This window comes from Maricaulis sp., from assembly GCF_039978735.1.
In the GTDB taxonomy this organism is placed as follows: domain Bacteria; phylum Pseudomonadota; class Alphaproteobacteria; order Caulobacterales; family Maricaulaceae; genus Maricaulis.
In genome coordinates this window covers 187,030-198,934 of record NZ_JBDWAS010000045.1, presented here as the reverse complement: position 1 = coordinate 198,934, position 11,905 = coordinate 187,030, and the positions used below count along the sequence as shown (strand labels likewise).

The 11,905-nt window shown below is 65.6% G+C and carries 13 protein-coding genes; 9 read left to right on the top strand and 4 right to left on the bottom strand.

Annotated features, from left to right (window positions below):
- The first annotated feature begins 174 nt into the window (after window positions 1-174).
- The 3 genes from ABJO18_RS13575 to ABJO18_RS13565 all read left to right on the top strand — a co-directional run bounded on the left by ABJO18_RS13575 (window position 175) and on the right by ABJO18_RS13565 (window position 2,472).
- Window positions 175-723 carry a DUF2975 domain-containing protein gene (locus ABJO18_RS13575; protein ID WP_348506543.1) on the top strand — a complete coding sequence of 183 codons (549 nt, stop codon included), beginning with the start codon at window positions 175-177 and terminating at the stop codon, window positions 721-723.
- A gap of 13 nt (window positions 724-736) precedes the next feature.
- Window positions 737-973: a helix-turn-helix transcriptional regulator gene (locus ABJO18_RS13570; RefSeq protein WP_271187999.1), complete on the top strand. Its 237-nt coding sequence runs from the start codon at window positions 737-739 to the stop codon at window positions 971-973.
- A 302-nt stretch (window positions 974-1,275) separates the two neighbouring features.
- Window positions 1,276-2,472, top strand: a complete 1,197-nt coding sequence (locus ABJO18_RS13565) for an alpha/beta hydrolase-fold protein (protein ID WP_348506545.1) — start codon at window positions 1,276-1,278, stop codon at window positions 2,470-2,472.
- Window positions 2,473-2,530: 58 nt separating this feature from the next.
- Here the strand turns inward: ABJO18_RS13565 and rph are convergent, their stop codons facing one another.
- The gene (gene rph, locus ABJO18_RS13560) at window positions 2,531-3,247 is read right to left on the bottom strand and encodes a ribonuclease PH (protein ID WP_348506547.1); all 717 of its coding nucleotides are present in this window, start codon (window positions 3,245-3,247) and stop codon (window positions 2,531-2,533) included.
- A 127-nt stretch (window positions 3,248-3,374) separates the two neighbouring features.
- Between rph and hrcA the strand changes: the two genes are divergently transcribed.
- The 3 genes from hrcA (at window position 3,375) to ABJO18_RS13545 (ending at window position 6,497) form a co-directional block, all read left to right on the top strand.
- On the top strand, window positions 3,375-4,445 hold the full coding sequence (gene hrcA / locus ABJO18_RS13555; protein ID WP_348506549.1) for a heat-inducible transcriptional repressor HrcA: 1,071 nt from the start codon (window positions 3,375-3,377) through the stop codon (window positions 4,443-4,445).
- A 12-nt stretch (window positions 4,446-4,457) separates the two neighbouring features.
- A complete protein-coding gene (gene grpE / locus ABJO18_RS13550; RefSeq protein WP_348506551.1) occupies window positions 4,458-5,105 on the top strand; it encodes a nucleotide exchange factor GrpE in 648 nt (215 codons plus the stop codon).
- 93 nt (window positions 5,106-5,198) lie between these two features.
- The gene (locus ABJO18_RS13545; RefSeq protein WP_348506553.1) at window positions 5,199-6,497 is read left to right on the top strand and encodes a M48 family metallopeptidase; all 1,299 of its coding nucleotides are present in this window, start codon (window positions 5,199-5,201) and stop codon (window positions 6,495-6,497) included.
- Between the two features lie 44 nt (window positions 6,498-6,541).
- Here the strand turns inward: ABJO18_RS13545 and ABJO18_RS13540 are convergent, their stop codons facing one another.
- Window positions 6,542-7,897: a serine hydrolase gene (locus ABJO18_RS13540; RefSeq protein WP_348506555.1), complete on the bottom strand. Its 1,356-nt coding sequence runs from the start codon at window positions 7,895-7,897 to the stop codon at window positions 6,542-6,544.
- A 187-nt stretch (window positions 7,898-8,084) separates the two neighbouring features.
- On the opposite strand from ABJO18_RS13540, the gene ABJO18_RS13535 reads away from it, so the two are divergent.
- From ABJO18_RS13535 to ABJO18_RS13525, 3 genes are all read left to right on the top strand, one after another.
- Window positions 8,085-9,611 carry an FMN-binding glutamate synthase family protein gene (locus ABJO18_RS13535; RefSeq protein WP_348506591.1) on the top strand — a complete coding sequence of 509 codons (1,527 nt, stop codon included), beginning with the start codon at window positions 8,085-8,087 and terminating at the stop codon, window positions 9,609-9,611.
- A 10-nt stretch (window positions 9,612-9,621) separates the two neighbouring features.
- Window positions 9,622-9,957, top strand: a complete 336-nt coding sequence (locus ABJO18_RS13530; RefSeq protein WP_348506557.1) for a hypothetical protein — start codon at window positions 9,622-9,624, stop codon at window positions 9,955-9,957.
- A gap of 77 nt (window positions 9,958-10,034) precedes the next feature.
- Entirely contained in the window at window positions 10,035-10,952 is a 918-nt protein-coding gene (locus ABJO18_RS13525) for a hypothetical protein (protein ID WP_348506559.1), read from the top strand.
- Between the two features lie 27 nt (window positions 10,953-10,979).
- Here the strand turns inward: ABJO18_RS13525 and ABJO18_RS13520 are convergent, their stop codons facing one another.
- Window positions 10,980-11,327 carry a YMGG-like glycine zipper-containing protein gene (locus ABJO18_RS13520; RefSeq protein WP_348506561.1) on the bottom strand — a complete coding sequence of 116 codons (348 nt, stop codon included), beginning with the start codon at window positions 11,325-11,327 and terminating at the stop codon, window positions 10,980-10,982.
- A gap of 194 nt (window positions 11,328-11,521) precedes the next feature.
- Complete coding sequence (locus ABJO18_RS13515) at window positions 11,522-11,869, bottom strand: YMGG-like glycine zipper-containing protein (RefSeq protein ID WP_271188007.1); 348 nt, start codon at window positions 11,867-11,869, stop codon at window positions 11,522-11,524.
- Window positions 11,870-11,905 lie beyond the last annotated feature (36 nt).

Here is an 11,905-nt window from a genome sequence, read left to right as displayed (position 1 = left end):
GTCGTCGCGTCCATCGCGGTCAATGCCATGCTGCTGATCTCGGTTGCTGCCGGCGCGTTCTACGCGATTGCACCGGTTGCTGCATGATTGCTACTGACGGGTGAGGCCTGACGGGCGGACACGCCGCTCACAGGCCTCATTCGCAAGCCGCATTGCCTATGGGAAGGGGCGGGCATGAAAACACTGGGCCAAGGATCGCTCGCATCCATTGTGAAGATCATCCTGGATGTCGTCTGGTATCTGGGCTGGGTCCTGCTGAGTTTCGCCGCGCTGGTCCTGCTGGCTGCTGCTGCCACGCTCGTCATGGATTTCCTCGGCTATTCGCCGGGTGTTGTCACAGAGCTTTTCCAGTCGATCCGCGAACACGGCTGGCTCTTCCCGCTGCTGGTCACCGAGATCATCGCATTCATGATCGTGATTGACCGGCTGCGCCGCATTTCATCGACCCTGATCGCGGGCGATCCCTTTGTGCCGGAGAATGCCGGCCATCTGCAGGTCATTGCGATCGCCATCGCCGGCTACCAGGTTCTGCGTCACGTCACGCAGGGCGCCGTTGCGATGCTGCTGACCATGATGGACCAGCCCGTTCTGGGCGGTCTGGAACTCACGGCGACGGCGAATATCGACCTGGGCGCCTGGTTCGCGGTGGTCGCGCTGCTGGTACTGGCGGAGATCTTCCGCGAAGGTGCGAAAATGCGCCAAGAACAAAAACTCACGATTTAGGGAGGCGCCGCTTATGCCCATTCGCGTCACCCTGGACCGTATGCTCCTCGAGCGCCGCATGTCGCTGACCGAATTGTGCGACCGTGTCGGCATCACCATGGCCAACCTGTCCATCCTCAAGACGGGCAAGGCCAAGGCCGTACGCTTCTCCACGCTGGAAGCGCTGTGCCGCGAACTCGATTGCCAGCCGGGCGACCTGCTGAGCTTCGATGATGACGAGGATGAAGACGGGCGCGACGCCGCCGAATAGGCGCGGGCGTTCCTGGCAGAACACGAAACTTCGCCGCTCCTCATACCGGCGAAGCAGACGGCGGGAGTGGGCCTGCACGGTAGACCCTCCCTCAAGAGGGGCCCTTCCCAAAGAGCCCGTGCGGGCCAATTCCAGCCCCCCAGCGCACTCCCGCCGTCTGTCTCTTTCACGGCTTCAAGCGAAGCCGGGGACGCAGAATAGCCCGCTCACCCCGCGTGACAAGCAGCACAACTTGAATACCACATCTTGAAGCCGCATGACCCCGACGAAACGCGCCCTGATTGACGCGCCGGAGGGATGTGATGGACTTTGCCGCTGCTGTGGCCGGGCTGTTCTTGCTCATGCAATCAGATACTTATCTGGCCAATCAACAGGTATCGCTGACGCCGGGCGGGGAAGACGGGTGCACGCTCGAGGCACACGACTACTGCCGCCTCATCGGCGCCATTGATCTTCAGGCCGCCGAGGCACGACTGGCCGAGACAAATCAGACTTTCTGGCGCGAGGGCGACACACTGTTTATCGCCGCGCGGCGATCGCCCGACACGGACCAGGTTCGCATGTGCTGCGCCCTCCAGACCGATATGGAGCGTCTGGGCGATGGCATCTGGGGCTTGGCCTACCGCCTGTCGCGAATTGACGAGGCTTTTGTCGATGTCTGGCCGGTGCCCCTTCTGGACGAGGACGAGCTGGTATGGCGGGACCGGCCGGTCTATCGCGGCCCGCACTCTCTGCCGCCGGTCGTGAGTGTACCGGAGGACGCGCTGCGGGGGCGCTTGGAGATGGTGGAGCTGGAAAGCAGCGCTCTTGGAAAACCGCGCAGAGTGACCGTTTACATCCCCCACGGCGCAGAACCATCAACGCCACTGCCTGTTGCCTATGTCGCTGATGGCGGGAATGTCTACAGCTACGGCCCCATCGCCGAAGCCCTGGCAGACACCTGCACGGCCGCGCCTGTCATACTGGTCGGCCTCCGGAACGAAGACCCCGGTCCGGAAGAAGAGCGGTCCCAGTCCGAATTGCGGGCCGCAGATTATCTGTGGGGTTTTGACCCCGACCGCTTCAGCGCGCACGACGCCTTCCTGCTGGAGGATGTCATGCCGTTGGCGGAAAGCCGTTTCGGAGCCTCGGCCGACCCACGGGACCGGATGTTGTCCGGCAGTTCGAACGGCGCTGCCTGGGCTGTCTCGACCGCGCTTCTGCACCCCGAAATGTTTGTATCCGTGAGTGCCGCCTCACTCGGCTGGATCGAAGCCCTCGACGCCGCCGAGATCCCGGATGGTCGCGTCACCTTCCACATCAGCGCCGGATACTACGAGCCCCGTTTCCTGCCCGACAGCGAAGCTGCGGTCGAACAAATCAACGCGGCAGGCGGCACCGCCCACCTGACACGCTACGTTTCGGGCCATTCACCATTGGTCTTCGAACAGCAGTTCGCGCGTTCGCTGGCAGCGACCTTCCCGGCGGACGAGGACTGCGTACCGCAATCAACAGAATAGCCGCCACACCGCTTTCCCCGGAATGCGCTGTGCGCCTCCGGGGAAAGCAGGACGGTCGCTACCCCTTCAACGCCGCCAGCTGAGCGGCGCACAGATCCGTCACGCCGGCCTTGGCGAGGGCGAAGAGGTCGTGGAAATCGCTTTCCGGGATCGGTTTGTCCTCGGCGGTGGCCTGTATCTCGACGATGCCGCCGGTATTGGTGAGGACGAAATTGGCGTCGGCCTCGGCGCGGCGGTCTTCCTCGTATTCCAGGTCGAGCCGGGTTTCCCCGTCGATCACGCCACAGGAAATCGCGGCGAGCTGGCCGTGCACCGGATCGGCTTTCAGCAGGCCTTCCTCGATCAGATAACCGGTGGCCTGTTTCAGGGCCACCCAGGCGCCGGTGATGGCCGCCGTGCGGGTGCCGCCATCGGCCTGGATGACATCGCAGTCGACGGTGATCTGGCGCTCGCCCAGGGCCTTGAGGTCGACCACGGCGCGCAGGGAGCGGCCGATCAGGCGCTGGATTTCCTGCGTGCGGCCGGACTGTTTGCCGGCCGCGGCCTCGCGGCGTCCGCGGGTGTGCGTGGCGCGCGGCAGCATGCCGTACTCCGCCGTCACCCAGCCCTTGCCGCCACCGCGCAGCCACGGCGGAACACTGTCTTCGACACTGGCGGTGCACAGCACATGCGTGCCGCCGAAGCGGGCCATGCAGGAGCCTTCGGCATAGACGGAAACACCGGCTTCCAAGCTGATCTCGCGCAGTGCGTCGCGGGCGCGTCCGAAGGGTCTCATACATCTCTCCACGTCGTGATACCGGCCGCTCCTAGCGGCATGTGCGCATCGCTTCAAGCGCCGCGGCAGGCATCGCAGACAGGAATAGAGAATTGAACCGGCGCAAACCCGTGATTAATTGAGTGTCATGGCTGACATGCGCCCCGAATCGACCCTGGCCGCCCTGGATGGACGGATGCGCACGATCTTTCGCGAGATCGTGGAAGCCTATCTGCGCTCCGGCGAGCCGGTCGGATCGCGCACCCTGTCGCAGACCGGCAATCTGTCACTGTCGCCAGCCTCGATCCGCAACACCATGTCCGACCTGGCCCAGATGGGCCTTCTGACCGCCCCCCATTCCAGCGCCGGCCGCATGCCCACCCATGCCGGTCTGCGTCTGTTCGTCGACGGGCTGCTGCAAGTCGGCCAGCTGACCGAGGACGAGCGCAAGGCGATCGAGGGCAAGGTGACCCGCTCGGGCCGCACCCAGCAGGACCTTCTCTCGGAAGCCTCCTCCCTGCTGTCGGGCCTGGCGGGCGGGGCCGGCCTGGTGGTCACGCCCAAGCGCGAGGCGCCGCTGCGGCATGTCGAGTTCGTGCCGCTCTCGCCGCAGGAAGTGCTGGCCGTGCTCGTCTTCGAGGACGGCACGGTGGAGAACCGGCTGATGCGCGCACCGGACGGCATGCCGCCGGTCACGCTGATCGAGGCGGGCAATTATCTTTCGGCCCGGCTGAAGGGCCGCTCCCTCGCCGAGGCCCGCAAGGCGATCGAGGCCGAGATCGCCCAGCGCCGCTCACAGCTCGACAGCGCCGCAGAAGACCTGGTCAAGCAGGGCCTGGCCGACTGGTCCGGCGGCTCGGCCGAGCGCGCGCTGATCGTGCGCGGCCAGGCGCGGCTGCTGGAAAGCGTCGACGCGGCGGGCGATCTGGAGCGCATCCGCCTGCTGTTCGAGGATATCGAACGCAAGGAAGAGCTGATCACCCTGCTGGACAAGGCTCGCGACGGCGATGGCGTGCGCCTGTTCATCGGTGCCGAGAACCCGCTTTTCAGCCTGTCGGGTTCAAGCGTGATCGTGGCTCCCTATATGAACTCCGACCAGGAAATCATCGGGGCGCTGGGTGTAATTGGCCCCACCCGTTTGAACTATGCGCGTGTTATCCCCCTTGTCGACTACACCGCCCGTGTCGTCGGACAGATCCTAGATGGCACGCGATCTTGAGAGTGAAAGCGAATGAGCGAGACCGAAAACAGCAAGCCTGAAGACAACGGCCAGCCCGAAACGGAAGACGCCGCAGCGGCTCCGGAAACGGGCGCTGAAGACGCCGCCGGCGAGACCGGTGCCGATGCGTCGCCGGAAGATGCGATCGTGAAGCTGACGGCCGAGCTGGATTCCATGCGCGACAAGCTGTTGCGTGCCCTGGCCGAGGCCGAGAATACCCGCCGCCGGGCCGAACGCGATGTCGCCGATGCCCGCAGCTATGCGGTATCCAGCTTCGCCAAGGACATGCTGGACGTGTCCGATAATCTGTCGCGCGCCGTCGGCGCCGTCGATCCCGCGACGCTGGATGGTGTGCCGGACGCGGTGAAGAACCTCGTGGAAGGCGTGGCGATGACGGAGAAGGCCCTGCTCTCCAAGATGGAGCGGCATGGCGTGAAGAAGGTCGATCCCCAGCCGGGCGACGCCTTCGATCCGCACCGCCACCAGGCCGTCGCCCAGATCCCGTCAGACCAGCCCAATGGCCGCATCGCCTCGGTGATGCAGACCGGCTTCGTGATCGGTGAACGCACCCTGCGTGCCGCCATGGTTGCCGTTTCGGCGGGCAACCCGTCCGGCGATGGCCATGCGTCAGGCGGCAACGGCGTCGACGTCACGGCCTGACATACGCCCGAACGGTCTTGACAGACCGCCACGGGCGCGCGCTGTAGTGTACCCGTTTCCGCTCGGCTGGGGCCGTAGTCGAGGAAATGGGACATGTTCCTATCGCAAATCGCCGGGCTTGCCGCCCAGGCGGCACCGGGCTTTGATCCGGAAACCGCCACACAGGCCTATCTGGCGACCCTGGACGGCGCGGCACGTGCGCGCTCCGACGCCTATTTCGAGGGCGGTTACTGGCTGCTCCTGGTCAATCTGGCGGTGGGGCTGGCGATCGCCGCCCTGCTTCTGCAGACCGGTTTCGCCCGCACGCTCCGCGACCGCCTGGCCGTCACCCTGAAATTTCGCTGGCTGACGACGGCGGCTTTTGTTGCGGTCTACGTGCTTGTCACCGCCGCGCTGTCCTTCCCGCTGACGGTTTATGAAGGCTTCTTCCGCGAGCACGCCTACGGCCTGTCGACCATGACCTTGCCGGCCTGGCTCGGCGAAACCGCCATGCAGCTCGTGATCAATGTGATCATGGGCGCCGTATTGCTGACCGTCGTCTATGCGGTGATCCGGGCGGCAAGACGCACCTGGTGGCTCTGGGCGACGGGCGTGTCGGTGTTTTTCCTGGCGCTGATGATCTTTGTCACGCCGGTCTATCTCGCCCCGCTGTTCAACGATTATACGCCGCTGGAAGAAGGCGAGCTGCGCGACGACATCCTGGCACTCGCCCACGCCAACGGCATTCCCGCCGACAATGTCTATGTGTTCGACGTGTCCCGGCAGTCCAACCGGATCACGGCCAATGTCTCCGGCCTGTTCGGCACGACACGGATTTCCCTGTCCGACACGCTGATCGAGAACGCCGATCCGGACGAAGTCCTCGCCGTGATGGGACACGAGATGGGCCACTACACCCTGAACCATCTCTGGGAGATGTTCGCCATGTTCGCGGTGATCCTGGCGATCGGCTTCGCCTTCACCGATGCCTTGTTCAAATGGGCCAACCGGCGCTTCGGCGGCCGCTGGGGCATTGCCGATATCGGCGACATCGCCGGCCTGCCGCTGCTGATGGCCTGCCTGTCGGTCTATTTCTTCCTCGCAACGCCGCTGATGAACACGATCATACGGACCAACGAGGCCGAAGCCGATATTTTCGGGCTCAATGCGGCGCGCGAACCGGACGGGTTCGCCACCGCTGCCCTGCGCCTGTCCTCCTATCGCAAGATCGAGCCCGGCCCCCTGGAGGAATGGGTGTTCTTCGATCACCCTTCCGGCCATGCGCGAATCCTGATGTCGATGCAGTGGAAGGCAGGCCAGCTGGCGGCCGGTGCGTCCGACCAGAATGCACAATTGCGCCTCGACCGCGCCGAGGCGATCGCCGCCGAGGTCGCGCACACCGGCGGCGAATAGGGGGTTGAGGGGCGGCGGGCCTGCCGCCCCTTCCCGATCCGGCCCTATTCCGGCGCGTGTTCGGCCACTCGCGCCTGGAAATAGGGATTTGCGGGCTGCAGGCTGAGAGCGCGCCGCATGCTGTCCAGTGCAGCGTCTGACTGGCCCAGCGCCAGCTGCGCATCCGCCAGGGAATCCCAGACATTGGCGGAATCCGGATGAACGCGGCTGTTCAGCTCGAACAGGATGCGGGCCTGTTCGGGCGCGTCCTCCAGAAGATTGTATCCCAGCCCGTTGAGCACGGCTTCATCGCCATTGAAGCCATAGCGCGTGTCCGGATCGTTCAGCTCCTGCTCGAACAATCCGGCAAGCATCGCCGCCGACTGATCCGGCGAACCGTAGAGCAGCGTCGCGATGTGCGGGCGCGGCGGCTCGCCCGAGATCAGGGCGTTCATCACCATTTCCCCGACATGAATGGTCAGCTCGCGATTGGCGATCTGGTCGGTACAGGCCATGACCCCGATGCCCGATTGCGGCGCATAGCGGATATTGGCCCGGGCGCCCCCGCCCCTGTGACCCAGGGTCATTTCCCCCGACGTCTCTTCGACGATCACGCCGAGGCCGTAACCATCCTGGATGTAGCGGGGATCGAAAAGCAGGCCGGAGACAAAGGCGCGGTCGGCGATGCGGCCGGCATTGAGTGCCTGGAACAGGCGGGCCATGTCAGCGGGCGTGGTGCGGTAGGCGCCGGCCGAGGTGATCATGGGCACATTCTTCGTGCCATCGGCGATCTCGCTGTGAACGGTCAGCGCCGCACCCGCCGGCCCAGTCAGGTGCCGGTCGACCAGCTCGGGCCAGCTGGCGCCCAGGCGTTGTTCGGCGATCATCTCGGCAACCGCATAGCCGCTCTGCTGATAGCGGGAGTGTTCGCCCGGTGCGAAGTCCAGCGGCAGCTCGCGCACGACCTCATAGATCGCCGCATTGCCCGCATCCGGGTCTTCCGCGATGGCGCCGAAGGCATCGCGATTGACGATCATCGCGATCCCGCTTGTATGGTTGTAGAGGCGCCAGAGCGGGATATCCGCCCAGGCCTCAGGACTGTCCGCCAGCAGATCTCCCAGCGGGGTCTCCAGATCCACTTGCCCGTCCTCGATCAGCGAGGCGAGCGTCAGGGCCGTGAGCGCCTTGGTAGCGGAATAGAGCATGCAGGGACTGTCCGCACCGGCCTCGCCGCTTTCGAAGGACCCGAAGCCCTGCGCCATGACGACATCCGGACCGGAAACGGCGGTGACGGCCAGGCCGGACACGCCATAGGCCCGGCGCATCGTGTCGATTTCGGTTTCCAGATCGGACGTCTGGCCCAAGGCCTGACCGGCCAGAAGGCCGAGGCCGCAAAGGCCGGCGGCGAGATGTTTGTGCATGTGTATCCCCTTAAATTCCTTGACGGGGACGGTAGCCGCCGGTCTTGCGTGTACAAGTGAAAGCCCGGTCATGACCTCATTGTAACCGGGGCTCCACGAACACGCTCACCGGCATTCACCCCCTCGCAAGAGGCGCGACGGCGGTCCATGATGGCGCCGTCATGACACGGGGTTGAAAATCATGTCGATGCTGCCGCAATGGGCGATGGACGCGCTGAACATCCTGACCCAGCTCTTTGTGCTGGCGCTGGGGGCAGCGGCGCTGGCGATGATCGCCATGTATATCGCCGACCGGGCCCAGACGGCCGATGCGGTGCGCCGCAACTATCCGCTGGTCGGCCGATTCCGGAACCTGTTCACGACGCTGGGCGAGTTCTTCCGCCAGTATTTCTTCGCCATGGACCGCGAGGAACTGCCCTTCAACCGGGCGGAGCGCGACTGGGTCTACCGGTCGGCCCGGGGCGAGGGCGGCACCGTGCCATTCGGCTCCACCAAGCCGATGGACAAGGTCGGCACGGCGCTCTTCGTCAATTGTGCCTTTCCGCTGCTCGACGATCACGCCGCCGCCACCGAACCCCAGCGCATCGGGCCGCATGCCCGCAATCCCTATGATGCGCCCTCCTTCTTCAATATTTCCGGCATGAGCTATGGCGCCCTGTCGAAACCCGCGGTGCGGGCCCTGTCGCGCGGTGCAGCCAAGGCCGGGATCTGGCTGAATACCGGCGAGGGCGGGCTGTCACCCTGGCATCTGGAAGGGGGCTGCGACATCGTCTTCCAGATCGGCACCGCCAAGTATGGCGTGCGCAACGCGGCCGGCGGGCTGGACGATCAACGCCTGCGCGACATGGCCGATATCGATGCGGTGAAGATGTTCGAGCTGAAGCTCTCCCAGGGCGCCAAGCCGGGCAAGGGCGGCATCCTGCCGGCCGAAAAGGTGACGGCGGAAGTCGCGGAGATCCGGGGCATTCCGGTCGGCGAGGCTTCGATCTCGCCCAATCGCCATCCCGAATTCGCCGATGTCGACGGCCTCCTCGACATGATCGGGCATATCCGCGAGGTCACCGGCAAGCCGGTGGGGCTGAAGGCGGTGATCGGCGCCTATGGCTGGATCGAGGATTTGTGCGAGGCGATCACGCGCCGCGGTACCGAATGCGCGCCGGATTTCTTCACCATCGACAGTGGCGATGGCGGCACCGGCGCGGCACCGATGGCGCTGATGGACAATGTCGGCCTGACGATCCGCGAAAGCCTGCCCATGGTGGTCGATATTCTCGAGCGATATGGCCTGCGCGGCCGGGTGCGGGTGATCGCGACGGGCAAGCTGCTGCTGCCGGGTGCCGTGGCCTGGGCGCTGGCGGCCGGTGCCGATTTCGTCCAGTGCGGGCGCGGCTTCATGTTCTCGCTGGGCTGTATCCAGGCGATGAAATGCCATCGCAATACCTGCCCGACCGGTGTCACCACGCACGACAAGCGCCTGCAGCGCGGTCTCGTGGTCACCGACAAGGCCGAACGCGTCGCCCGCTATGCCGGCACGATCCGCAGCCATGTCGAGATGATCGCCCATTCCTGCGGTGTCGCCGAGCCGCGGCAATTGCGCCGCAAGCATGTGCGGATCATCCAGGAAAACGGCCGCTCGCTGCCGATGACGGCGATCGACTTCATGCCGCCGCCGGATGGCCGCAACCGGCCCGGCGACATGCCTTCCCAGCCCTAGGTCTGCCAAGTTGGTGCTTTTTGTCCTGCGCCTGGTTCATACGGCCGTGTTCGCGGTGTGCCTGACCTGTCTGGGCCTGATTGCGGTCTACGACCTGACGGGCCTCGGGTTGGTGCCAGCCCTGTGGGCGCTGCTGCCGCCGGCCCTGGTCGGACTGGGCCTGCTGCTCAATCGCGGCGAGTGCATCCTGCAGACCTGGGCCAGACGGCTCACCAATAGCGGCGAGGCCTGGGCGCGCGACGTCTTCTTCCTGCCGGAAAGCTGGGCGCTGCGCACCGTGCCGGTCATGCTGCCGCTGTCGCTGGTGCTGATCGCGGCCATACCGGTTCGCTATCTCTTCGGATGACCAAAGCGTAACGGCAGCGACACGGGCCCGACAGGCCCCATGCCGCCAGGATGCCCCGGCATTTGAGGGGGAACAGCATGCTGGGACTGATCGCACTTCTCGCGCTTGAGGCACCGCCGGCCGAACCGCTGGCGCTCTACGCCCGGGCCCGCGAAACCGTCGAAAACCATGGCGACGCACTCTGGCCGGGCCTCGCCGATGCGCCCTTCCGCATGCTGCTCAATGATGGCGAGCGGGAGTTTCTGGTCTGCGGCGGCACACCGGACGGGTTCGAACCGGCCGGGACGGATCCCGTGACCGGCTGTTCTCTTGCCTCGCGCGATGCGCAGTTCGGACCGAACCTGCTGGCCACCTTCCCGCTGTTCGGGGTCAGCACGATCGTGATCGGCACGCCGGAAGAGACCGGACAGACCCCGCGCGCCTGGCAGCAGGTCGTCCTGCACGAACACATGCACCAGTTCCAGGACAGCCATCCGGCCGCCAGCTATGCCGCCGTTCAGGCGCTTAACCTGCATGGCGGGGACGAGACCGGCATGTGGATGCTGAATTATCCCTTCGCCTATGACGATCCGGCGGCCGCCAACGCCGCACGCACCCTGGCCGATGCGGCCCTGGCAGCGCTCGATGCAGAGCCGGACGGGTTCGATGCGGCCTTCGATGCCTATGCAGCAGCCCGCACGGCCTTCACCGCCGGCCTGTCGGACGCCGATACGCGCTATTATGAGTTCCAGGCTTGGAAAGAGGGCGTTGCGCGCTGGACCGAGCTGGCCCTGGCCCGGCTCGAGGGCGATACGGGCGAGGCCGCGCGCCAGGAGGCCCGCCTGCGCCAGGAATTGCGTGAACTGTCGCTGCCGGACTGGCAGCGCGTCGCCTTCTATGCGCTGGGCTCGGCCGATGCCGAACTGCTCGAGCGCCGGGGCGCGAACTGGCGGGCGGCTTATTTCGACCAGCCCTTCCAGCTCGGCACCCATTTTGTCTCTGCCGGCACCCGCTGAGCCGGCGCCGGCAGAGACCGCTATGCATCAGCAGGCGCGATACTCGCCGTCGCGCCAGTAGGTGCAGCCGTCGCGCTCGTCGACATAGTATTCGCGGCGCGCGCGCTCGTCATAATAGAGGCGGGAATGGCTGGGATTGTTCTGGTTCCAGGCACAGCCACCCTGCGACCGGCAGCCCGCATAGGCACCGCCCGCCGCACCGATCACGCCACCGATGATGGCACCCGTCTGGGCATCGCCGGAGCCGGTATTATTGCCGATAATGGCGCCCGCCGCCGCGCCCAGCGCACCGCCGGTGATCGCGCCCTGGGACGTCGCCCCACAGGCCGTCAGGCCCAGTGCGAGGACACTTACTGCAAACGCTTTCGAGATCATGCTCGTCTCCCTGTCGCACCCGGCGCGGTCCGGCCATGTGCCGGGGCATCGCGAACGGGTGGAGACGTCATTCTGACCGCAATTGCATGACTGCGCCATGAACCAACAGGTCGCAGGACACAAAAACGCCGGGAGCGGAAACTCCCGGCGTTCGACCGGCAAGGGGTACCGGTTTTGACTGTGGCGTTCGCTGTCTAACAGGCGCGGTATTCGCCATTGCGCCAGTAGGTGCAGCCATCCCGGTCGTTGACGTAGTAATACCGGTTCGCGCGGCGATCGAGATAGAGCTGCGAATGGTTGGAATTGCTTTCGTTCCAGCGGCAGCCGCCTTCCTCGCGGCACCCGGAATAGGCGCCGGCCGCGGCACCCACGGCACCGCCGATCAGGGCACCGGTCTGGGCATCGCCCGAGCCGGTATTGTTGCCGATAATCGCGCCCGCAGCCGCGCCCATCGCGCCGCCGGCAGCCGCATTTCGCGTGGTGGCACCGCAAGCCGTAACGGTCAGGGCGGCAGCACTGACGATCAGAAGTGTCTTCATCATGGCGTCCAGTCTCCCGTGTGTTGTTCGACACCGGAT

Coding starts and splice junctions, on each gene's coding strand:
- ABJO18_RS13575 (WP_348506543.1), top strand. CDS start 175: ATGAAAACACTGGGCCAAGGATCGCTCGCATCCATTGTGAAGATCATC.
- ABJO18_RS13570 (WP_271187999.1), top strand. CDS start 737: ATGCCCATTCGCGTCACCCTGGACCGTATGCTCCTCGAGCGCCGCATG.
- ABJO18_RS13565 (WP_348506545.1), top strand. CDS start 1,276: ATGGACTTTGCCGCTGCTGTGGCCGGGCTGTTCTTGCTCATGCAATCA.
- rph (WP_348506547.1), bottom strand. CDS start 3,247: ATGAGACCCTTCGGACGCGCCCGCGACGCACTGCGCGAGATCAGCTTG.
- hrcA (WP_348506549.1), top strand. CDS start 3,375: ATGGCTGACATGCGCCCCGAATCGACCCTGGCCGCCCTGGATGGACGG.
- grpE (WP_348506551.1), top strand. CDS start 4,458: ATGAGCGAGACCGAAAACAGCAAGCCTGAAGACAACGGCCAGCCCGAA.
- ABJO18_RS13545 (WP_348506553.1), top strand. CDS start 5,199: ATGTTCCTATCGCAAATCGCCGGGCTTGCCGCCCAGGCGGCACCGGGC.
- ABJO18_RS13540 (WP_348506555.1), bottom strand. CDS start 7,897: ATGCACAAACATCTCGCCGCCGGCCTTTGCGGCCTCGGCCTTCTGGCC.
- ABJO18_RS13535 (WP_348506591.1), top strand. CDS start 8,085: ATGCTGCCGCAATGGGCGATGGACGCGCTGAACATCCTGACCCAGCTC.
- ABJO18_RS13525 (WP_348506559.1), top strand. CDS start 10,035: ATGCTGGGACTGATCGCACTTCTCGCGCTTGAGGCACCGCCGGCCGAA.
- ABJO18_RS13520 (WP_348506561.1), bottom strand. CDS start 11,327: ATGATCTCGAAAGCGTTTGCAGTAAGTGTCCTCGCACTGGGCCTGACG.
- ABJO18_RS13515 (WP_271188007.1), bottom strand. CDS start 11,869: ATGATGAAGACACTTCTGATCGTCAGTGCTGCCGCCCTGACCGTTACG.